The following is a 20,744-nucleotide window of genomic DNA, read 5'->3' on the forward strand; positions in this document are numbered from 1 at the left end:
CTAGTGTTTAGGCCGCCGAATATCTGACATCCGTCAAAACACTGTTTCCAGAATACGCGGCATTCCCCATAGCAACTGCCTGTCATATTTGTGCTACACTCCTTTTGGGGTAGCACTGGGTACGATATGAAAAAGGCCATTATTCTGGGGGCGTTTGCTCTTTTTCCGCATTCGGGCCAGGCGCAACTGATCGATACGGTTTGTGAAGACACAGCACGGCTTGAAAAACAGTTATTTGGAACAGACGGCGCAGAGGTTCTTGGGTATGGCCTAAGAGGACCGGACTCGTTTATCGAAATCTGGGTCGAACCAAAGAGCCGAAACTGGACGCTGGTTCAGACATACACCAACGGCACGTCCTGCATCATGGCGATGGGCGAGCATTGGGAAGTTCCGCAAACCAACGAAGACCCCGCCTGATCCAATCACGGCTCAGCGCGCGGTAACATCCCCACCCACTGCAAAAGACAGCTCTCTGGCAGCGTGCTTGACGGCGGTGCTTAACTCCGCCGTGCTTGGAACATCGACCCGGCTTGTCGGACCAGATACTGAGATGCCCGCGACGGCCTCTTGCGTCATGTCGAAGACCGGCGCTGCAATACATCGCATGCCCAGATTGCGCTCTTCCCCATCAATCGAATATCCCCTCGCCCGCGTCTCAGCCAGATCGGCGCGCAATGCGTCAAACGAAGTGATCGTATGCGGTGTAAACGGCTCAAGCGTGCGTCCTTGCAACGTGCGCGCCAGCCGGCCGTCATCCATCTCTGCCAAAAGCGCCTTGCCTATGCCAGAAGAATGCATCGGGGACAGGGTCCCAGGGGGAAAAAAGGCGCGGATGCTGGCATGGGTCTCAACCTGGCTGAGGAACAGCACATCTGCGCCTTTCTGAATTCCGAGGTTGGCTGTTTCTCCCGTCCGCTCCATCAGCTTGCGCAAAATGGGCCGAGCGCGTTCTACCAGGCTGGTACGACGCAAAAAACGGGCACCGATCACAAAAGCCCGTGCGCCGATATACCAAACCTGAGACTCTGCGTCGAACTCGACAAGTCCTCGCCCTTCCAGGGTTGTCAGGATCCGGTAGAGCGTCGCGGGCGATTGCCCGGTATCCGCAGCAAGCGTTGACAATGCCTTACCCTGGTCCTCACTCAGAAACTCGAACACCTCCATCGCACGGTCCAGCGACTTGATGGTGTTCTGTTCTGTCTTGTCATCCCAACCTCTGGGACGCCCGCGTGCGCGCCGGGGATTCGGGTTGGTATTTTGCGGATCACTCATCATATTTCCATTTTATGAAAATGTATTTCACAATATGAAAAATACAAATTCTTGTTTTTAAGTCATTTTTTCCAACATACCAAAAATGAAAAACTATTTCAAAAAAATTTTCAACTGCAAATTGGTCAGGTAAGTTGACCACACATTGCTTGAGGAGGCGACAATGAGTTTTCAGAATCCCGTATTCATTCCCGGACCAACGAATATTCCCGAACGCCTGCGCAAAGCATGCGATATGCCGACGATCGACCACCGGTCATCTCTCTTTGCGGACATTCTGCACCCCGCCCGCGAAGGCGTGCGTAAAGTCCTGAAAAGCTCAAACGCCGAAGTTTTCATCCTGCCGTCCACCGGCACGGGCGGCTGGGAAACGGCCATCACCAACACTCTGAGCCCAGGCGACACCGTATTGGCCGCGCGCAACGGCATGTTTTCACATCGCTGGATTGATATGTGCACACGCCATGGCCTGAACGTTCATGTCGTCGAAACCCCGTGGGGCCAGGGTATCCCGGCTGATCGGTTCGAAGAGGTTCTGACAAAAGACACGGGCCACAAGATCAAAGTGGTCCTCGCCACGCACAACGAAACCGCCACAGGTGTGCGCTCTGACATCGCGGCCATTCGCGAGGCGCTTGATGCCGCAAACCATCCCGCTCTGCTCTATGTGGATGGCGTGTCTTCTATCGGATCCATGGATTTCCGCTTTGATGAGTGGGGCGTCGATATCGCTGTCACCGGGTCACAGAAAGGGTTCATGCTGCCTGCCGGTCTGGCCATTGTCGGTTTTAGCCCCAAGGCCATGTCGGCGGTTGAGACCGCCACATTGCCGCGCACCTTCTTTGACATTCGCGACATGCAGACCAGTTATAGCAACAACGGCTACCCCTACACGCCGGTTGTCGGTCTGATGCAGGGGTTGAATGAGGCATGTACCATGCTGCTCGACGAAGGCCTTGAGAATGTGTTTGCGCGTCATCACCGCATCGCCGGTGGTGTGAGAGCTGCGGTGGCTGCTTGGAACATGCCGCTTTGCGCAGCCTCCCCCGAAGTCTACTCCGACACGGTGAGTGCCATCCGCACCCCCGATAGCTTCAACGCGACCGACATCGTCTCCCATGCGGCAGACACATATGGCGTGGCCTTTGGTGTGGGTCTTGGAGAGGTTGCGGGCAAAGTGTTCCGCATTGGGCATCTTGGCAGTCTGACGGATGTCATGACGCTGAGCGGGATCGGAACGGCTGAGATGTGCATGAAGGATCTCGGGCTCGACATCGAACTTGGGTCGGGCGTGTCCGCAGCACAGGAACATTTCCGCGCAAAATCCGAATTGCAGCACAAGGATGCAGCATGATGAAGGACGCTCTGGATTTCTACGTTCCCACATTCGAAGACATGTTGGCTGCACATGAACGGATCGCACCCTATATCCATCGCACTCCGGTTCTGACGTCGTCTTATCTCAACGAGTTGACTGGCGCGCAACTGTTCTTCAAATGCGAAAACTTTCAAAAGGCCGGGGCGTTCAAGGTGCGCGGCGCCGGCAACGCGGTCTTTGGATTGTCCGAAGACGACGCGGCCAAAGGGGTCTGCACGCATTCGTCGGGCAACCATGCCCTCTCGCTCAGTTATGCCGCCGGTCGGCGCGGGATTCCCTGCAACGTGGTGATGCCCCGTACGGCCCCGCAAGCCAAGAAAGACGCGGTGCGCGGTTATGGTGGGACGATCACGGAGTGTGAACCGTCAACCACAAGCCGCGAGAAAGTTTTCGCGGAAGTGCAGGCCAAAACCGGAGGCAACTTCGTGCATCCCTATAACGATCCGCGTGTGATTGCCGGACAAGGCACCTGTTCGCGCGAGTTGATGGAACAAACCGATGGCCTGGACATCGTTGTGGCACCAATCGGCGGCGGTGGGATGATCTCCGGGACATGCCTCACGCTGAGCAATATTGCACCCGAGACACAAATTATTGCCGCCGAACCGGAACAGGCCGACGATGCCTATCGCAGCTTCAAGGCCGGGCACATCATTGCGGATGACGCACCCGACACGATTGCAGACGGGTTGAAAGTACCGCTCAAAGAGTTGACCTGGCATTTCGTGTCCAACCACGTGACGGACATTCTGACCGCCTCAGAAGACGAAATCGTGGATGCGATGAAACTGACGTGGAAGCGGATGAAAATTGTCATGGAGGCCAGCTGCGCCGTCCCCCTGGCGACAATCATCAAGAACAAAGAGCGCTTCGCAGGCAAACGCGTCGGCGTGGTCATCACCGGCGGCAATGTCGATCTCGACCTGTTGCCTTGGCTGAATTCGTGAGCGCCAAACACCCAACCCAATCAGGCCAGATACGACTGGCGCACTTTGATAATTCGGGAGAGACCCAATGAAAGATAATCTGACCCTCGACCAATACGAAGTTGGCTTTGACATCCCTGCCCTGCCAGGGATGGCTGAAACCGAAATTCAAACACCTTGCCTTGTCCTCGATCTCGACGCGCTGGAGCGCAACGTCAAGAAAATGGGCGACTATGCCAAGGCGCATGGCATGCGCCATCGCGTGCACGGCAAGATGCACAAATCCGTGGATGTGGCCAAGTTGCAGGTTGAAATGGGCGGGGCCTGTGGCGTGTGCTGTCAAAAGGTGAGCGAGGCCGAGGTCTTTGCCCGCGGCGGCATTAAGGACGTGCTGGTCTCAAATCAGGTCCGCGATCCGGCCAAGATTGATCGTTTGGCCCGCATGCCAAAACTGGGCGCACGCACAATTTGCTGTGTCGACGATCTGGAAAATATCGCCGATTTGTCCGCTGCTGCGACCAAGCATGGCACCGAGATCGAATGTCTGGTGGAAATCGACTGCGGTGCAGGTCGGTGTGGTGTGACCACCACGCCCGAGGTTGTTGAGATCGCCAAGGCGATTGACGCGGCTCCCGGTCTGAAATTCGCAGGCATCCAGGCCTATCAGGGCGCGATGCAACACATGGACAACTACGAAGATCGCAAAGCCAAGATCGACATTGCCGTGGCGCAGGTCAAAGACGCGGTCGACACGCTCAAAGCCGATGGGTTGGAGTGTGACATCGTTGGCGGTGGTGGCACCGGGTCATATTATTTCGAAAGCACGTCAGGTGTTTACAACGAGTTGCAGTGCGGCTCCTACGCCTTCATGGATGCCGATTATGGCCGTATCCTCGACAAAGACGGCAAGCGGATTGACCAGGGCGAGTGGGAAAACGCGCTCTTCATCCTGACGTCTGTCATGAGCCATGCCAAAGCCGACAAAGCCATCGTGGATGCAGGGCTCAAGGCGCAATCCGTCGACAGTGGCCTGCCCTTCATCTTCGGGCGCGATGACGTTGAGTACGTGAAATGCTCAGACGAACATGGCGTTGTCGCCGACCCGAGCGGCGCGCTCAAGGTCAATGACAAGCTCAAGCTCGTGCCCGGCCACTGCGACCCAACCTGCAATGTCCACGATTGGTATGTTGGCGTACGCGGCGGTCAGGTTGAAACCGTCTGGCCTGTCTCGGCACGCGGCCGCGCATACTAATCGCATCAATTAGACTAACGACCCGGGGCCGGCGGTGCTGACCCCGGTTTTTTGCAAGGAAAGACCATGATCATAGTACCCGAACGCGAAATCGCGGACCTCATGACACGCGAAGCTGCCTTTGATGCGGTGGAAAAGATTTTCGGCGCAATGGCCGCTGGCGACGCCTACAACTTCCCCGTAGTGCGCGAAGCGATCGGCCACGAAGACGCGCTTTATGGCTTCAAAGGCGGGTTTGATCGCGCAGGCCTCACCCTTGGCCTCAAGGCGGGCGGGTACTGGCCCAACAATCTGGAAACCAAGAACCTGATCAACCACCAGTCCACAGTATTCCTGTTTGATCCCGATACAGGACGCGCCAAGGCGATGGTGGGTGGCAATCTTTTGACCGCGCTGCGCACCGCCGCTGCCTCATCTGTCTCAATCAAGCATCTTGCACGGCAAGACGCCAAGGTCATCGGTATGGTGGGTGCAGGCCATCAGGCCACATTCCAGCTGCGTCAGGCCTTGGAACAACGCAGCTTTGAGAAAGTCATTGGCTGGAACTACCACCCTGACATGCTGCCCAATATTGAGAAGGTCGCGACCGAGGCGGGGCTGCCCTTTGAGGCCGTTGAACTGAGCGGTATGGCAGAGGCGGATGTGATCATCTCGATCACCTCTTCCTTCAACGCCAGCCTCATGGCCGATCACGTGAGCCCGGGCACGCATGTGGCCTGCATGGGCACCGACACCATTGGCAAGCAAGAGGTGGAACCGGCTCTATTGCAAAAGGCGACGGTGTTCACCGACGAAGTCGCGCAATCCATAAGCATTGGTGAAGCACAGCACGCGGTGGGTCAGGGCCTGATCTCCGAAGGAGACGTGCACCAGATCGGCGCCGTGATCAACGGCACCCATCCAGGACGCGAAAGCGCTGATCAGATCACGCTTTTCGATGGCACTGGCGTGGGTCTTCAGGATCTCGCGGTCGCTGCAAGCGTTGTGGATCTGGCCGTCGCGCAGGGCAAAGCCATCGAAGTCGATTTCTAGCGGCGAGGGAGGAGCGGCAGCGTCTTTTTTACGGGAGAAGACGCTGCCAAGGTCACAAAGCGCGCTAGGTCCTGTGGCACCCTAAAAGGTGTCACAGGTTTTTTTATGCAAGTTGTCTGGTTCAAACGCGATCTGAGGGTCGAGGACCACCGCGCCCTGGCTCAGGCGGCCAAGGCAGGCCCTGTCCTGCCCCTCTACATCGTTGAGCCAGCGCTCTGGCAAGAGCCCGACATGTCCGCACGGCACTGGGCGTTTATCACCGAATGTCTCACCGAGCTTCGGGCGTCTCTTGCTCAGTTGGGTCAGCCTTTGGTGATCCGGATCGGTGAGGTGGTGGATGTCTTGCAGACACTGCACGACACGCATGGTGTATCCGCCCTTTGGTCACATGAAGAAACCGGGAATGACTGGACCTTTCAAAGGGATAAGAGGGTCGCCGCATGGTGCAGAGCGCAAGGATTGCCCTGGCACGAGCTGCGCAATCATGGGGTTGTCCGCAGGCTTGGCTCTCGCAATGGATGGGCCAAAAACTGGGACAGCTTCATGAGCGAGCCGATGACTGCACCGCCCCACCTCGAGCCGGTTTCAGTAGATCATGGGCATATCCCTTCTGATAGCGACCTTGGCCTTACCCCCGATCCTTGCCCGGAGCGGCAAACAGGCGGGCGACGTGCCGCGCTCTCAACACTCCAAAGCTTTCTGACAAAGCGTGGCGAGACCTACCGCGGCGACATGTCCTCTCCGTCGAAAGGTGCCAAATCCTGCTCCCGCCTCTCGCCGCATCTGGCCTGGGGTACGCTGTCCATGCGGGAAGCGGCGCAAGCCACATGGGCGCGGCAGGTCCAACTGAAAACCATAGGCGGACCTCAGACGAAGCAATGGCGCGGCTCAATGAACTCTTTCAATGGCCGCCTGCACTGGCACTGTCACTTCATGCAAAAGCTGGAAGATGCGCCCAGTCTGGAGAGCCGCAATCTGCACCCAGCCTATGATGGCCTTCGCCCCTCTACGCCCGACGCGACGCGCCTTGAAGCGTGGCAAAAGGGCGAAACCGGCCTGCCGTTCCTTGATGCCTGCATGCGGTGCCTGGCCGCCACCGGCTGGCTCAATTTCCGAATGCGCGCCATGGTGATGGCCACGGCCAGCTATCACCTCTGGCTCGATTGGCGCGCACCCGGCCTGCATCTGGCACGGATGTTCACCGACTATGAACCGGGCATTCACTGGCCCCAGGTGCAAATGCAGTCGGGCACCACGGGCATCAACACGGTGCGGATCTATAACCCCGTCAAACAAGGGTTTGATCAGGATCCGGATGGCAGCTTTACCCGCCGCTGGGTTCCGGAACTGGCCCACATTTCCAACGCGTATCTACACGAGCCTCGGAAAGCCGAGAATGCGGATATGGTTCTGGGCAAGCGTTATCCACATCCCGTCGTAGATCACCTCACGGCTGCCCGAGAGGCGCGGGACAAGGTTTGGGCCATCCGACGTGGAGCGGAGTACAAAACCAAGGCAGACGCTATTCAAACCAAACATGGCAGCCGCAAAAGCGGTATCCCCAATCGCGGACAACGCGGGCGGAAGAAAACGAGCACCAGCCAGCTCAGCCTGCCTCTTGGGGATGGTCTCTCATGAAAACGCGCAAGAAATCCGACTTGCCTCAGAAACCCTGTGCCACATGCGGGCGTCCATTCAACTGGCGCAAGAAATGGGCCAGGGTCTGGGATGAGGTGCGCTATTGCTCGGAAAGGTGTCGGCGGTCTAAGCCGCCCGGTAACGCGCTATAAGAGGCGTCAGATCGACTCGCGCGCGCAGACGCTCGGCCAGCAAGTAACAGCCCAATACCTTGCGCTGAAACAAAAGTGTGTCGGTGGGTGGCGCATGAATAGACACCTGTTCTTCGGCCAGAACAAGCCCCGCGCGCCGCAATCGCGCCAAAAGACCGCAGGTGCCAAAATCAAGCACGCCCCCCTGCCGCAGCGGCTCTGCGGCAAGATCGAACAGCTGTAAAATATGCGCCTGATCCGAGGCAGACATATCCGCCCCCACAAGCCCGATCTCAACCATCTTGGCAAAGGCCGCCTCGTTGTCAGACGCAACCGCCGCCTGAAACAAAGCCAGGTAGTCGGCAGACAGCGCCCGGCTGAACTGTCGTGTCGCACCAAAGTCGAACAGAATGATTTGGCCGGTCTTCGGCACATACCGGTAGTTGGCGAAATTCGGGTCGGTCTGCATATCGCGCAACTCAAACGCCTCGCGCAGGGTCAAGGCGATCAGTTCCGTCGCCACACGGTCCCGCACATCCTGATCGGCGTTTTCCAGCGTTTCAATAGCCTCGCCTTCGAGATAATCCATCACAAGAATATCTTTTGTGCTCAGATCTTTATGCACAGATGGCAGTTTGAACACTGTATGGTCCTGCAGATGCACGGCGAACCGTTCGAGCGCTTCGGCCTCGCGGATGTAATCCGTTTCCTCGCGCAGCTGTTCCGTCCCGTCCGCAAGCAATCGGTCAAGATCAAAACCCTTTGGCAGCATTCCCGACGCGCGCAAAATCATCCCCAAATTGCGCATGTCGCTATCGATGCTGTCGCGCACACCGGGATACTGCACCTTGATCGCCAGGTCGCACCCGTCTTTGGTCTGCGCGCGGTGCACCTGTCCTATTGAGGCCGCTGCAATGGGATGAACATCGAAGCGCTTGAAGGTTTTTAGAAAGTCCCGTCCCCAGTTGGCCATGAGCACTTTCTTGAGTTGTGATGGCGGCATGAAATGCGCCTCACCCCGTAGACGCCCCATGATCTGCGCCAACTCTGGCGGCAGCATATCGGCGGTTTCCATCGACAAGAGCTGCCCGGCCTTCATCGCCGCGCCACGCATCCGCGCCAGTTGCTCCGCGACACGTGAGATATTGCTCGGCGTCAACAGAAGATCAGAAATCCTCGGCTTGCGCCCGCGCAACAGCTCGAACCCACCTTTGGCCGCCACATTGCCTGCCACGGCTGTGGTCACACCGCCAAGTCGCGCCAGACGATTGAAACGGCCGATGGGAATGGCAATGCCGCGCTGTTCAGGAGACATCTTTGTCATGCGTCCGGAACCTTTGCGCCTTGTGTTTTGCGCCGCAAAATCGGGCTTAAAACGCGGATCAGCAAGGGGCGAAAAACCAAAAACCCGCGATAGCCGCGTTCCATCACCCAAAGCACACCCGGAACATGCGCCAGGCGTGCAAGCCACCGCCACCCCGGCGCCCGTGCCCACATCTCGGCAAAACCAGCGGCACCGGAGAAAACCTCGCCGTCACTGCGACGCACATGAAACCGTTTCATCGCCTGTGTCCGATCCAACCCATGCGCGAGATTGGCATCAGGCTTCGACACGTCTTCAAAATGAACGGTCCCGTGTGTCGTGCGATTTTGAAAATAATCAATTTCGGCACGGCATAGCGGGCAGCTCCCGTCAAAATACACGGTCAGATCACACGCGGATTGTTTCCGTGCCTCAGCCACTGTCCTGTCCGATATCTGGTGTGCGTTTCAAAATACGTTGTAGCGTGCGACGATGCATTTTCAAAAGTCGCGCGGTCTTTGTGATATTGCCATCGGTCCGTTCCAAAAACCGCTCGATATGCACGCGCTTGGCCTCTTCGGGGGAAATCGGGTTTTCCGGTGCTGGCGGCAATACCCCATCCGCCACCAAAAGCGCGTCAATGATCTCATCGGCATCCGCAGGTTTGGCCAGATAATCTGTGGCACCCAGTTTGACCGCAGCCACAGCCGTAGGTGTGTTGCCATACCCGGTCAAAATGACCGCCCGCGCATCTTGCGAATAGGCTTTGAGCACCTCGATCACTTCCAATCCAGAGCCATCATCAAGATGTAGATCAATCACGGCAAAGGTGGGCGCACAGGCTTTGATGGCCTCTGTCGCCTCACGCAAACCCGATGCCGTGATCGTGTCGAAACCACGGTTGCGCATCACCTTGGATAACTGCTCACGAAACACGTCGTCGTTTTCGACAATGAGAAGTGTTTCACCCTGAAATTTACGTGCCATAGCATCCTTCGTAAGTACTTACGAAGCGGGCGTTAAATTGGATTTGGGAAAGTCATCGCCTGCGTCAAAACGCGCAGGTTGAAACGGCGACTTATACCGTCGCGCCGCCGTTGCGCTCGGCGTGCCAGGCCTGTGTCAGGCGCGGGGTTTCCTCGTTAGGTACCAACGCCAAAGCGTGGCCCTCAACGCCGACGGTGAGCACGATCGTCCGTGCATTCGCCAAGGGCACCATCAGGCATTGCGGCTCATCAAGGTTCAGACGCCGTGCATGTCCCCGCGCGCTTTGGCCGGTCTGGAAATTGCGATGAAACTCTTGCAGAAGCTCGACCTCGCCTTGCGATCCAGTTGTGGCATAGTTTGTCAAATCCGAGTTGGTCTTCACAAAAGCCTTGGCAACACCTTGTATTGCATCAAGAAACCCAACCTCTTCCACAACGGGCAGCAACCTGAAATCTGCGATACCAGCCGCATCTGCAAGACTCTGGCAAGAGCAAGACATGTTAAAGCTTGTCCCAGCTGGAAGGCGCCGTGGGCGCAAAATGCGCGCCTCCTGACTTGTTTCAAAAGCCTGCGTCAGGATCTGAGCAAATTGCTGCGCCATATCCTGGCTGTCTTCGGCCTGCACCATCGGGGTTTCATCAATATCATGATCAAATCGAATAGCGGCCAAACGGCGGTTGGACACGCTGAGCCGCATGGTCCCAAAGACCTGGCATTCGATGATAATTTCGCGTGGCAGGATCGTTTCATCAATTTCACGCAGCACTGCACAGAGAAGATCATGTTTGCCTGTGCCAGCGGCTATTGGCGCGCCATAGATCAACCGCTCTGGCCGCGCCAAGCGCCTGAGGGCCCGGTCTAGTCCGGGCCTTTCCTTGGGTATGATCTCTGCATTTGCCACCTGGGTCGCCATCACTGTACTGCCGAGATTTTTTGCAAAGCACGATGCGCTGCAGAAAAGAGTTTCGGTGCTGCATCTGGATCATCGGTCACCAAACACAAAAACTCTGACTGAGAGCTGTCAGAGCGCACAAACACCATGGTCTCACCCTTGGCGAGAATAGCAGCCTCATTGAGCGTTGCGCATTCACCTTTTTCAAGTCCCGGTACATCCCATGTGGCGTCCAATAACTCAAAGCAGCTGGCAGCGTGGTCGCACAGCGCGTCCAGGTATTCCCGGCGAATCCCCTGACGGTGGCTGGCGCGCAGGATCAGACGCGCGGAGGTGTCGCCAAAGGCCGCCACGGAACATCCCGCGACCGACTTGCGTCCTGCGTCCAATACCTGCTCAATATTCATTCCCACCACTCCATCATCAGCAGACCCTCTGCCTTTGGGTATGCCCTACACGTTCAGGCACCGGCATTTTTCACTTCAAGATAGTCCAACTCGACCTCGCCCGCAGGTGGACGCGCCCGAGACGCACCATCCTTGGATTTGGCCCGAGACACGCGCTTGGGGATGATCCGCTCGGCGTCTTCCACCGGCTCGATCTCGGTCAGCCCGTCCTCATCGGCCTCAGACGCTTCTTGTGTCTCACCGGACATGTCACGCGCCATCAGATCCTCGATCAGATATTCGCAAAACGCTGCGGCCCCGCTTTGAATCCAGGCATCCTTGTCCTCAGCTTCGGTGGCATCAAGCAACGATAGAGGAAACACAGCGTCAAACTGTCCTTCGGTTTCCTTGCCAACCCGCGACAAGAGCCGCATCCGATCACGATCCGACGTGATCTTGTCAAACTGGGTGATCGCCAAAAGGTTATGACCTTTGGTACGCTCAGTAAGCTCTTCCCAAGTGGCCGCCTCCGACTGGCGCCAGGCCTGCGTCGCGTGTGTGCACCAGATAACGGAATCCACTTCATCAAACACAGCCATAAGCACGGAACGATCCATGTTTGGGTCTGAAATGCCAGGCAAATCAAAGAGATCACAGATCTCAAGAATATCTGACTTAAGCCATAGGCGAATGTATTTGGTGTCTTCCAGGGACGTGTCGGCGATATCACCCATTGGCAGGTCTTCTTGCACATCGTCATGCGTCACGCGCGCCGCGGCGGGTTCTCCATAGGCGATCCAAACCGGCGGAACACTGGTCGCCGTGATGCGCACCGGCAAGGAGGCTTGTGACAACAGCATGTTGAGCAACGTGCTTTTGCCTGCGCTGAACTCCCCCATCAGGGCAATGCGCGGCTTACGCTCTGTGCTCGCCTCGGTCTCGCTCATGTTGGTCATGGCTGTCATTTGAGTTTATCCTTCCCTAGTCCGCATATCCGCGCAGAACGGACAGAACATCATCCAGGATTTCCGTTTGTGTCGCGTGGGTACTGCGGCCAAGCCGACTCTGCACTTTGGCGTCCGAAGTCGTGCCCGTGCCGATGTCCGACAGAATGTCTTTCTGATCTTCCAGGAAAAGACGCAGTGTATTGAGGATTTGATCTCGCACCTCTTGCGTTTGTACCGTTTTCAGCTGCGCCATGAAGTCTTGGGTCTCATCGGCAATCAACTGGCGGAACTTACGGGCAAAGGTCTCATAGCCGCGAAGACGTTGCCACCAAGACACCCACCAGCCATCGTGAAAATCAAGCGCGATGGTTTGACCCAAAGAGATCGGTGCCGGAGTGCCCGGCACAGACGGCGCGGCCAGTTGAATACCCGCCACAGCGTCGCCAAAGGCGGAACTGTAGACTTCCGCGATATCCGCCAGAGCGGCTTCAAAGTGCTGTTCTGCAATGGATTGCGCGCGCTTGCCAAAAACCGAATAGGCCGACCGCATCAAGAGCCGCAGACCCGTAGGATCATATTTCCAGCCGTCCTGTGGCCCTTGTTGCTCAAGATGCGCGATCAGCGACTGGGTGGCACGTTCGATGAATTGATCATGCGCCCGGTCAGCGCGCGCATAGTAATCTTCGGTCGCCTGAATAAGATCTCGTTGCAGCGCTTGAGCGTGCTGGTCTGCAATCCGGTCAAACGCAAACAAAGCCTCTTCGGGCGTCATGGACGCCCCTTTGGCATCACCTAGCTGCACTTTGGACTTGGCCTGCTGACCAGTCGCCAGGCTCACAGCGGTGCTGGTGATTTTGTTCAGGAACGGATTGGCAATGTCCATGACAATACGCTCAGACAGCGCCCGGAAAAGCGATGGCAACCCTGACAGTTCCCAAACAATCTCAAAGGGTTCTGTTTCGCTGCACTTGATCTCGCGATCTGTCTCCGCCCATTTCAAAAGCGCTTTGATGCGCTCTTGCGGCATTTTCTGTACGTCACCAGACAGCACAGCGTTGGCCCAATAGGCACTGCCAAAGATGATGTCGATGTTCTCCGGCGCACGTTTCTGGCGCAGGGTCTGACGAATGCTGCGCTCAATTTCCGGCACCTGCTGCGCAGGGGCTTGAAGCTCATCCACGCGGTTGACGAAAATCACGATATTGCGCGACTTGAGGTTCGAGATGAGCCGGATCAGGCCCATGTCGACCGAACTCAATGCCTGGTTGGCAGACAGGACAACCACACAGAGCTTGCTATCGCGAATGGCCTGTACCGTGATCTGCTCACGCATCATGAAAGTGTCATTCACACCGGGCGTATCCCGAAGGCACAGGTTGCTCGGCACGGTGGTGCTATTGAGATAAAGGTCAGCAGATCGCAGGATCTCGGCAAAGCGGCCCTGCTCTTCCTGATCGGCACTGACCTCTTCATCGCCGTCAAAATCATCGCCCAGGCAGATGTACTTCTCCAGCAGGTTTTTATCGAAATAGCCGTAGTCATGCTCTTGACCGATCAAGAGTTCAAACTTCTTGCCCAACCGATGCCGGGCTTTCTGGCGTACGATTTCAATCTGCTCACTGATCTTCTGCAGCTCACTCTCGGCGCCGGCCCGGCTGGCCAACTCGCCCATACGACCGCCTTTGTTGAGCAGGCGTTCCCATTCATCGTCGGTCATGAATTTGAAGCATGCCCCGTTTTCAGACCGGGACTCACCTGGCTTGAGGTGCAGCGACGTCACAACAGACGTCCACGGATTTACATCCGATGGCAAAAGATCGGACCACCCGGCCATGGCATTGACCAACGCGGTCTTGCCTGCCTTGACCTGGCCCAGCACGGTGATGGTCGGCTCGAACTCTGCCAACTCCTTGCGCAACCGCGCCACGGCCTTGGCGCTGTTCGTGCCTGTCAGCGCGGCAAGTGTTTGCAGGGCTTCGTCAACGCGTTTCGTGTCTTCTGCGAAATGCTCCAAAAGCTCGAGCCCCGCACTCAACGTGGCGGGGCGCGGGGCCTTGCGCAGCTCGGTCGTTTCGGTTTTTCGAACTTCTACATTCATTGTTTTATCCGCGGCAGGGATCGCATCTGTCCCACAAAATTCTGTCAAGCGGGTGGCATTACGGAGGTCATCCTTTGTCACGCTTGCGCGTGTGCCGTTATTTCCTTTTTCAGTTGCAACATAAGCGTCACGGCATCCGCCGCGGCGTCTTCGTCTTTCTCAAGCTGGAAGAGCAGAAGCATGTTTTCGCCCTCCTGCGCTTCTTCCAGCAGCTCGCTCAGCGATGGGTCGTTTCCCGCCGCCTCTGAGAGCATGTCCGACATGTCACGTACCGTCTCAAGACAGCTTTCGAGCACCTCGTTGCAGTCACCCTCTTCAAGGCCCGAGACATCCTGCAACATGTCTTCGGCCCCCTTGGTCAACCGGATCAGGGACTTTTGCAGCGCATCGCGTTTGTTCAATGCCGCATCTGGCGGGGCCTTATCCGTCGGCTTGGGCATGCTTTTCGCAACCGGCGTTCCTGCGAGCGGAACAGCAGCCTGCTCTGGTTCAACATCCAGTTGCTCCAGGAGCACCTTCACACGGTCCACATCTTCGCCGCGACCCAGCGACACCTGTCGCGTGATCGCGTCATAAAGCGCCTCGCCGCCGCTGAGTTTCCACATGTCGGACTTTTGCGCATTGGGCTCACTGCGCGCTGAAATCGCCTGTAGCGTTGCAATGGGGTAAAGGCCGAAAAACTCTTCTGAAACAAATTCTTCTAGTTCCGCAATGCGGTCTGTCAGGCGACCTTTCATCATCTGGCGATCAGCCATGGTCAGGGCCAAAAATCCGTGATCCTTGATATGCTCCGGAAGGTCAGACCAGATCGCCTGCTCCGCTTCCTCAAAAAGCTCAGAACACCAGATCAGAATAGTCGAGGACCGCGCAGCATAATCAAGCAGCGCCTGTTGTTTCGTCTCAGCCTCGGGCAGCCGGATTTCAGCAAAGGATTGCACCAAAAGACGTTCGTCAGGGATCTCAAGCCGGACGCGATAAGGACCGTCCATGTCCGGTGCCGTTTCAACGACCCCGGCCTCACGATGCACCGTTTCTTCGTCTTGCATGAAACACGTCGCAGACTCAGGGCCATAGACCAGCTCGACCACCTCAGGTCCGTCGAAAGACGGCACACAGACCCCATTCAGCATCATATTGATCAGCCCGGTCTTGCCACTGCCCGGCAGTCCGACAAAGGAAATCTGAATCGGTTTGCGCAGCTGTGACAACAACTGCGCGCCCAGTGTTTTGTACCGGCCTGAGACCTCCTCGTGGTCAAGGACGTCCTCCAGCTGCCGGGACAGATGATCTATGGTCTGTGCCGTCGTCACATCTTTACCTTCCTGGAAACACACACAACTTGCGACGCACCGCCCGATTTACGCGACAGGACAGTGACAGAGGACGGGCGCGACGCCTGGTCGGCCTGAACAATCTTGGTCACGGCGGCAATCGGATCCGGCACAGCGGCGTGATCCTCTTCCGCGCCTTTCACTTTGATCAGGCACAGCGAGACATTGTCCTGATCAGGGTCATCCAAGGCTTCGATTTCGCGCAACAGCGCGGCGCTGATCTCGGTGCTGGGACGTGTTTGATAGGCGGCGAGCACATCTTCGATCCGCTCGGGGCTGAGATACTCCAGGCCATCGCTTGCCGCGATGACGATATCGCCTGACTGAAGCGACACAGGCGCACCCGAGCAGTCAATCTTGGGGATCTCATTGCCTGCCAGAACGGATGTCAGCGCGCTACGGTCCGGGTGGTTTCTGGCCTCATCCAGATTGATCAGGCCCTTAGTCTGCATCTCGTCGATTTGAGGCGCCATAGAATGATCTTCGTTCAGCCGCTCAAGCCGCCCTTCGCGATACAAAAAGAGCGGCGAGTCTCCGACCGATACCCAATAAAGCCGTTCGCCAAAAATCACCGGGACCAAAGCGGTTGCTCCCATGACGGACACATCAGGCGATGCATTGGCCATGTGCTCGATGCACATGTTGGTGTCCTGAATGGCCGCGCACAGCTTGTCGCGGATATTCTCCTCCATGGCCTTTGGATCGCTGATCAGCATTTTCAGCTCGCTGAACATCTCTGTCACAACGATCTGGCTGGCGACGTCACCGGCGGCGTGCCCGCCCATCCCATCGGCCAACACAGCAAACCCATGCGGTGCGCCCACAGGAAAATCCACCGCGACAGAGTCTTCCTGGCGGTCACGACGCCCCAGGCTCATGGCCGAGGCGGCGTCATAGTGGATCTTATTGGGCTGAGGCATGTTTGACGTCCTCGTCGCGGTCCCAAGAGAATTTCGCGCCACAGAAGGCCACAAAACGCAGCGTGGTTTCGCCAATCCGCACCGTGTCATCTGACTGAAGCTCTTCTGTGCTCAGCACAGGGCGATTGTTCACCCGCACCAAATTAGCTTTGCCGCCATGGCCAATGAAAAATGTCTGCTGCTCATTGTCATAGGCAATCGCGGCATGGTTCTCGCGCGAGATTGAGTTGTCACCGAAATTCAGGCGCACAGTCTGATCTTCGCCGCGTCCGATTTGTGTGACGCCATCAAAGATGGTGAAGGCGGCACCGCGGCCTGGCCCGTCAACAACCACTAACCATCCAACCGGGAAGCTTGCAGAGGCGTCTGTCGGTTTTGCCGTGCCACCAGCCTTTTCAAAAGGATCCTCGCTGGCGGCAGCAGGTGCGGTGAACCCAAGGATACGGGTTTTCACGCGCCCCGACCGTCCACCAGCACCACGGCCAGCCGCGGGAAGCGGCACAGCGAATGGGGCGTCCGAGACCTCTGCGGCCGCCTCTTGGGCGACAGGCTCCGGGGCGACTTCTGCGTCTTCGACCGATGCGATGTTGGCCGTCTCATCACTGGCCTCTTCGGCCATCAAGGCTTCTGTCACAGCTTCCACTTCCGGAGCCATTTCGGATGCGTCTTCCAAAGCTATCGCTGCTTCATCCTGACCAACCTCAACGGCGTCCGCCTCGACGTCTTGGACCTCAAGAGCCTCACCGGCTTCAGCATCATCCGACATTTCAACTTCTGTAGTGTCAGCCTCCAGATCGTCCTCAATTTCGGTCTCAGCAGCAGCGTCGATCTCAGCATCTTCCATGTCCAACATCTCGTCAGACATCTCTACCGCGATCCTGTCGTCTTCGGCCTCGGCTGTGTCTTCAATGACGTCTTCCGCCACCTGCATCTCAGCCTCTGCCTCAAACTCATCATCCGCACCCGGCTCGGCTTCGATCCGCAAAGTTTCCAGATCGGCAACTGCGGCTTCCAAAGCATCAGGCAGGCTTGGTTCTTCGGCTTCCGCTTCGTCCGTGACATCCGCATCTTGCTTCACTTCAAACCCTTCCAGGTTCAGTGCAGCCGGCATGTCCACCTCGTCGCTTTCTGTATCGGCAAACATGTCATGCAGGCCGCCAACATCACCTTTGATCTCTGCCCCTTCCGGTGTCTCTGCCCCGACCCAGCCTTCGTCGTCGTCATAGCTTTGAATCGGCTCAAGGCTTTTGAGATCAAAATCCATCTCATCCGCCGATCCATTCATCTCAGGGTCAGACATGTCTTCCGCCATTGCCTCGCTGACAGAAGGAATATCCAGCACAGGCCGTTCAGCCGCCTCAGTGGTCGGCGCATCGTCACCGGCACGGGCCGCACGCTTTTCTTCAATAATATCACGCAAAAATTTCATTTTTTGTTCCTTTAGTTCTGAAGAACAACAGAGTCGCCAGACTCTTTTCCGGGCAGAATTTTGTTAAAGAACCGACCCATCGCGCCCTTGCGCGCAGGCTTGGGATCGTTCGGGTCTCGGCCTTCTGCATCGGCATGTTGTTCCATGCTCGGGTCTTGGGATGAGGTGCCTGCTTTATCTTTCGACTTACGTTTCTTGCGGAGCGGGGTTCCATCCTGTTCGGCCAGAAACGCATCAACGTCTTCAATAGGATTGCCAAAAATGTCGACGGGCTGCGACTTTGACTTGGGCTCTTCGATCTTGGATGCCGCCTCACGCTCGACATCCTCTTTGGTCTTCAACAGATGCGACACACCTGGGGTGAACTTGCTGTTCGTGTCGGACACAAGCTCGGAAATCTTGGATATGATCTCGGGCGCATCTAGGGGGATCGCCGTTGGATCTGGCGGAGGGGCCGCCGCCAGTGTTTTCTGTTTCGGGCTGCTCTCCGTCTCGGCTGGAACCGCAGCTTTCACCCTTGGATCCGGCGCAGATAAAGGCGCATCCTTGACCGGCGCATGCAGCGGTTTGGAGTCTTCCACGACCGGAGCCGACGCTTGCGGTTGCACATGGATTTCGGGCTGCGTCTGCGCGACCGGGGCGGGTTGTACAGATTGCACAGGCTGTATGGATGGTTGAGCCTGGACCTGTGGCTGAACGTGAGCCGCAAGAGCCGCATTCAAATGCCCAAGCCACTGCGCCGCACTCGCAATACGATCCTGGGGATACACATTGAGCGCCTGATTGATCAGGTTCAGGAACCCTTGATCCAGGTCCCAGTCCACGCCGCGCAACGGCTCAAAGGGATCTGGGTTTCCTGCCTCAATGGACTGACGACGTATTTCCGCATCGGGTGGGGTATAGCCGGTGACGAGGTAATGGAAGGTGGCACCTAGCGCATAGATATCGCTGACCACATGGTGCTCGGCGGCCTGATCGTAAAACTCAAATGGTGAGTACCCGTCCTTCACCGCCAAGAGCTTGCTGCTCGCTGACTGATCCTGGCTTTCAATTTCCAGAGAAGATCCGAAGTCAATCAGCGTGACCCTGTTGCGGGCATCAATGATGAAATTGTCCGGAGCCAGGTCGCGATGCAGGATGCCTTGCTCGTGGGTGTACTGAACCGCGTCGAGTGCTTCGCTCACAACCTGCAAGAGGGTCGCGCCATCAAGACGTTCAGGCGTTTCTTCAACGATGGTGCACAGATCCTCGCCATTCACGAAATCCATGCCAAGGAAAGCCGTGCCGTTTTCCTCAAACACCTGATGCACACGCACAATGCCAGGGTGTTCGAGAGCCGCCAGCCGGTAGGCCTCATGCTTGAACTGATCGAGGACGGTCTCGAACCGTTTGGCGAATTGCTCGGTCTTGGGACAAACACGAAGGGCAGCGCGGGTGCACAAATCCTGGGGGAAGCATTCCTTGATGACCACACGGCGCTTCAGGCTGTCACGCGCAAGATAGGTAATCCCGAACCCCCCTGCGAAAGCGGACGTTCAATGACGTACTGCCCCCTCAGGAGTTTCGTGCCGCTGGGCAATTCAATACCACTGCGCTGCGGTTCAAGATTCATCGTCTTCCCCGTTACCTTGGCCCAATGGGAAAGGGTGGTCTTCGAATCAACCCAATCCCGCTCTCTATATGGGCGTTGGAAATGTGGAGAACTCGTGGCCAAACTTGGCTAACCCTGTGGCCCGACGTGGGGTAAAGCCAAGAATTGAATGCAATTGCCACGCATTGCGGCAAGAGAGTCGCCGCTTAGCGCAAAGAGGCGCGCAGAACGATTTCGGTTTCTAACAGGCGTGATCGTCCGGGGCTGGTGCCTTCGACCATCGCCACCAATTCATCCGCTGCGGCCTGGCCCATCTCACGATGTGGCACGGCAACCGTGGTGAGTGTGGGCTGAACGATACGCGCCAGTTCCATGTCATCGAACCCTGTGAGCGACACGTCACCAGGCACATCAATGCCCACGGTCTTGGCCGATTGCAGCGCGCCGACCGCCAAAAGATCGTTGCCGCAGATCACTGCCGTCGCACGTGGCGTTCGGGCCATGAGGCGGGCAAAAGCAGCTTCCCCTGCTTCAATCGTATAGGCGGTCTCAATCACGGCCAGCGCGTCGGGCGACACGCCTTTTTCGGCCATGGCTGTTTTTACGCCATCCAGACGTTTCTGCGCCCTGTCATTGCCCGCACAAACGCCAGAGATCATCGCAATGCGACGATGCCCGCGGTCAATTGCGGCCTGCGTCACGGCCCGCATCGCTGCGTGATTGTCGAACCCGATTGACGGAACTGGTCCATCGGCATCAAATGCCCAGGCCACCAGGGCTGGCACGTTCTGCCGCGCCAGGTAATCATAGATCTGCCCTTCGCGCTCATAGCCAATCAGCAAGAGACCATCTGCGCCCCGCGCCACCAAGGTGCGGATCTGTTCCTTTTCGATGTCAGGCTTGTAGGCAGAGCTGGACACCAAGAGCGTATACCCCCGCGCATGAAGCGCTTCCTGAAATGCTTGCAGACCCTTGGCGAAAATGGCGTTGTCCAGCGTCGGCACAATCGCCCCGATGGTGTAACTGCGCTTGGCCGCCATGACCCGCGCCGCGAAATTCGGTGTGTAACCCAGCGCATCGACGGCCTTCATCACCTTGTCCCGCGTAGTCTCAATCACCTTGCCCGGCTCATTCAGACAACGCGACACCGTGGCGGTGGAGACACCTGCCATCTTGGCAACATCATCAAGCGTCGGCACAGGCTCATTCATTGATGTGGCACAGCCTT

20 protein-coding genes are annotated in these 20,744 nt (G+C 57.2%); 7 read left to right on the plus strand and 13 right to left on the minus strand.

Annotated elements, in window-relative coordinates; all coding sequences use genetic code 11:
- Window positions 1-126 precede the first annotated feature (126 nt).
- Window positions 127-420: a hypothetical protein gene (locus RZS32_RS01825; protein ID WP_317055332.1), complete on the plus strand. Its 294-nt coding sequence runs from the start codon at window positions 127-129 to the stop codon at window positions 418-420.
- Window positions 421-432: 12 nt separating this feature from the next.
- Here RZS32_RS01825 and bhcR read toward each other — a convergent pair whose 3' ends face one another.
- Complete coding sequence (gene bhcR / locus RZS32_RS01830; RefSeq protein ID WP_317055333.1) at window positions 433-1,275, minus strand: HTH-type transcriptional regulator BhcR; 843 nt, start codon at window positions 1,273-1,275, stop codon at window positions 433-435.
- 163 nt (window positions 1,276-1,438) lie between these two features.
- On the opposite strand from bhcR, the gene bhcA reads away from it, so the two are divergent.
- The 6 genes from bhcA (at window position 1,439) to RZS32_RS01860 (ending at window position 7,653) form a co-directional block, all read left to right on the plus strand.
- Entirely contained in the window at window positions 1,439-2,629 is a 1,191-nt protein-coding gene (gene bhcA, locus RZS32_RS01835) for an L-aspartate--glyoxylate aminotransferase BhcA (protein WP_317055334.1), read from the plus strand.
- Window positions 2,629-3,600 carry a beta-hydroxyaspartate dehydratase BhcB gene (gene bhcB, locus RZS32_RS01840; RefSeq protein WP_317055335.1) on the plus strand — a complete coding sequence of 324 codons (972 nt, stop codon included), beginning with the start codon at window positions 2,629-2,631 and terminating at the stop codon, window positions 3,598-3,600. The genes bhcA and bhcB overlap by 1 nt, the downstream gene beginning before the upstream one ends.
- Before the next feature lie 67 nt (window positions 3,601-3,667).
- Window positions 3,668-4,831 (plus strand): 3-hydroxy-D-aspartate aldolase BhcC, encoded by a 1,164-nt coding sequence (gene bhcC / locus RZS32_RS01845; RefSeq protein ID WP_317055336.1) that lies wholly within the window; start codon window positions 3,668-3,670, stop codon window positions 4,829-4,831.
- Between the two features lie 66 nt (window positions 4,832-4,897).
- Window positions 4,898-5,863 (plus strand): iminosuccinate reductase BhcD, encoded by a 966-nt coding sequence (bhcD, locus tag RZS32_RS01850; RefSeq protein ID WP_317055337.1) that lies wholly within the window; start codon window positions 4,898-4,900, stop codon window positions 5,861-5,863.
- 105 nt (window positions 5,864-5,968) lie between these two features.
- The gene (locus RZS32_RS01855) at window positions 5,969-7,501 is read left to right on the plus strand and encodes a deoxyribodipyrimidine photo-lyase (protein ID WP_317055338.1); all 1,533 of its coding nucleotides are present in this window, start codon (window positions 5,969-5,971) and stop codon (window positions 7,499-7,501) included.
- Window positions 7,498-7,653 carry a DUF2256 domain-containing protein gene (locus RZS32_RS01860; protein ID WP_317055339.1) on the plus strand — a complete coding sequence of 52 codons (156 nt, stop codon included), beginning with the start codon at window positions 7,498-7,500 and terminating at the stop codon, window positions 7,651-7,653. The genes RZS32_RS01855 and RZS32_RS01860 overlap by 4 nt, the downstream gene beginning before the upstream one ends.
- Here the strand turns inward: RZS32_RS01860 and RZS32_RS01865 are convergent.
- The 12 genes from RZS32_RS01865 to RZS32_RS01920 all read right to left on the minus strand — a co-directional run bounded on the left by RZS32_RS01865 (window position 7,628) and on the right by RZS32_RS01920 (window position 20,727).
- Entirely contained in the window at window positions 7,628-8,956 is a 1,329-nt protein-coding gene (locus RZS32_RS01865) for an ABC1 kinase family protein (RefSeq protein ID WP_317055340.1), read from the minus strand. The genes RZS32_RS01860 and RZS32_RS01865 overlap by 26 nt on opposite strands.
- Entirely contained in the window at window positions 8,953-9,375 is a 423-nt protein-coding gene (locus RZS32_RS01870; protein WP_317055341.1) for a thiol-disulfide oxidoreductase DCC family protein, read from the minus strand. The genes RZS32_RS01865 and RZS32_RS01870 overlap by 4 nt, the downstream gene beginning before the upstream one ends.
- A complete protein-coding gene (locus RZS32_RS01875) occupies window positions 9,368-9,922 on the minus strand; it encodes a response regulator transcription factor (protein ID WP_317055342.1) in 555 nt (184 codons plus the stop codon). Before RZS32_RS01875 ends, RZS32_RS01870 begins: the two co-directional genes overlap by 8 nt.
- Before the next feature lie 91 nt (window positions 9,923-10,013).
- Window positions 10,014-10,835: a hypothetical protein gene (locus RZS32_RS01880; protein ID WP_317055343.1), complete on the minus strand. Its 822-nt coding sequence runs from the start codon at window positions 10,833-10,835 to the stop codon at window positions 10,014-10,016.
- Window positions 10,835-11,221 carry a hypothetical protein gene (locus tag RZS32_RS01885; protein WP_317055344.1) on the minus strand — a complete coding sequence of 129 codons (387 nt, stop codon included), beginning with the start codon at window positions 11,219-11,221 and terminating at the stop codon, window positions 10,835-10,837. Before RZS32_RS01885 ends, RZS32_RS01880 begins: the two co-directional genes overlap by 1 nt.
- A 53-nt stretch (window positions 11,222-11,274) precedes the next feature.
- On the minus strand, window positions 11,275-12,165 hold the full coding sequence (locus tag RZS32_RS01890; protein ID WP_317055345.1) for a dynamin family protein: 891 nt from the start codon (window positions 12,163-12,165) through the stop codon (window positions 11,275-11,277).
- Between the two features lie 16 nt (window positions 12,166-12,181).
- The gene (locus tag RZS32_RS01895; protein ID WP_317055346.1) at window positions 12,182-14,245 is read right to left on the minus strand and encodes a dynamin family protein; all 2,064 of its coding nucleotides are present in this window, start codon (window positions 14,243-14,245) and stop codon (window positions 12,182-12,184) included.
- 77 nt (window positions 14,246-14,322) lie between these two features.
- Window positions 14,323-15,555 (minus strand): hypothetical protein, encoded by a 1,233-nt coding sequence (locus tag RZS32_RS01900; protein WP_317055347.1) that lies wholly within the window; start codon window positions 15,553-15,555, stop codon window positions 14,323-14,325.
- The gene (locus tag RZS32_RS01905) at window positions 15,552-16,496 is read right to left on the minus strand and encodes a PP2C family protein-serine/threonine phosphatase (protein ID WP_317055348.1); all 945 of its coding nucleotides are present in this window, start codon (window positions 16,494-16,496) and stop codon (window positions 15,552-15,554) included. The genes RZS32_RS01900 and RZS32_RS01905 overlap by 4 nt, the downstream gene beginning before the upstream one ends.
- Window positions 16,480-17,925 (minus strand): FHA domain-containing protein, encoded by a 1,446-nt coding sequence (locus tag RZS32_RS01910; protein ID WP_317055349.1) that lies wholly within the window; start codon window positions 17,923-17,925, stop codon window positions 16,480-16,482. Before RZS32_RS01910 ends, RZS32_RS01905 begins: the two co-directional genes overlap by 17 nt.
- 11 nt (window positions 17,926-17,936) lie before the next feature.
- Window positions 17,937-19,367: a serine/threonine protein kinase gene (locus tag RZS32_RS01915; protein WP_339106777.1), complete on the minus strand. Its 1,431-nt coding sequence runs from the start codon at window positions 19,365-19,367 to the stop codon at window positions 17,937-17,939.
- Window positions 19,368-19,722: 355 nt separating this feature from the next.
- On the minus strand, window positions 19,723-20,727 hold the full coding sequence (locus RZS32_RS01920; protein ID WP_317055351.1) for a LacI family DNA-binding transcriptional regulator: 1,005 nt from the start codon (window positions 20,725-20,727) through the stop codon (window positions 19,723-19,725).
- Window positions 20,728-20,744: the final 17 nt, after the last annotated feature.

Source organism: Roseovarius sp. W115, assembly GCF_032842945.2.
Lineage (GTDB): Bacteria > Pseudomonadota > Alphaproteobacteria > Rhodobacterales > Rhodobacteraceae > Roseovarius > Roseovarius rhodophyticola.

What these genes read in the sequence shown, in the direction of transcription:
- RZS32_RS01885 (WP_317055344.1), bottom strand. Translation starts at nt 11,221, where the DNA reads ATGAATATTGAGCAGGTATTGGACGCAGGACGCAAGTCGGTCGCGGGA.
- RZS32_RS01895 (WP_317055346.1), bottom strand. Translation starts at nt 14,245, where the DNA reads ATGAATGTAGAAGTTCGAAAAACCGAAACGACCGAGCTGCGCAAGGCC.
- bhcC (WP_317055336.1), top strand. Translation starts at nt 3,668, where the DNA reads ATGAAAGATAATCTGACCCTCGACCAATACGAAGTTGGCTTTGACATC.
- RZS32_RS01865 (WP_317055340.1), bottom strand. Translation starts at nt 8,956, where the DNA reads ATGACAAAGATGTCTCCTGAACAGCGCGGCATTGCCATTCCCATCGGC.
- RZS32_RS01875 (WP_317055342.1), bottom strand. Translation starts at nt 9,922, where the DNA reads ATGGCACGTAAATTTCAGGGTGAAACACTTCTCATTGTCGAAAACGAC.
- bhcR (WP_317055333.1), bottom strand. Translation starts at nt 1,275, where the DNA reads ATGAGTGATCCGCAAAATACCAACCCGAATCCCCGGCGCGCACGCGGG.
- RZS32_RS01860 (WP_317055339.1), top strand. Translation starts at nt 7,498, where the DNA reads ATGAAAACGCGCAAGAAATCCGACTTGCCTCAGAAACCCTGTGCCACA.
- RZS32_RS01825 (WP_317055332.1), top strand. Translation starts at nt 127, where the DNA reads ATGAAAAAGGCCATTATTCTGGGGGCGTTTGCTCTTTTTCCGCATTCG.
- RZS32_RS01920 (WP_317055351.1), bottom strand. Translation starts at nt 20,727, where the DNA reads ATGAATGAGCCTGTGCCGACGCTTGATGATGTTGCCAAGATGGCAGGT.
- RZS32_RS01890 (WP_317055345.1), bottom strand. Translation starts at nt 12,165, where the DNA reads ATGACAGCCATGACCAACATGAGCGAGACCGAGGCGAGCACAGAGCGT.
- RZS32_RS01910 (WP_317055349.1), bottom strand. Translation starts at nt 17,925, where the DNA reads ATGAAATTTTTGCGTGATATTATTGAAGAAAAGCGTGCGGCCCGTGCC.
- bhcD (WP_317055337.1), top strand. Translation starts at nt 4,898, where the DNA reads ATGATCATAGTACCCGAACGCGAAATCGCGGACCTCATGACACGCGAA.
- RZS32_RS01855 (WP_317055338.1), top strand. Translation starts at nt 5,969, where the DNA reads ATGCAAGTTGTCTGGTTCAAACGCGATCTGAGGGTCGAGGACCACCGC.
- RZS32_RS01905 (WP_317055348.1), bottom strand. Translation starts at nt 16,496, where the DNA reads ATGCCTCAGCCCAATAAGATCCACTATGACGCCGCCTCGGCCATGAGC.
- bhcB (WP_317055335.1), top strand. Translation starts at nt 2,629, where the DNA reads ATGAAGGACGCTCTGGATTTCTACGTTCCCACATTCGAAGACATGTTG.
- RZS32_RS01880 (WP_317055343.1), bottom strand. Translation starts at nt 10,835, where the DNA reads ATGGCGACCCAGGTGGCAAATGCAGAGATCATACCCAAGGAAAGGCCC.
- bhcA (WP_317055334.1), top strand. Translation starts at nt 1,439, where the DNA reads ATGAGTTTTCAGAATCCCGTATTCATTCCCGGACCAACGAATATTCCC.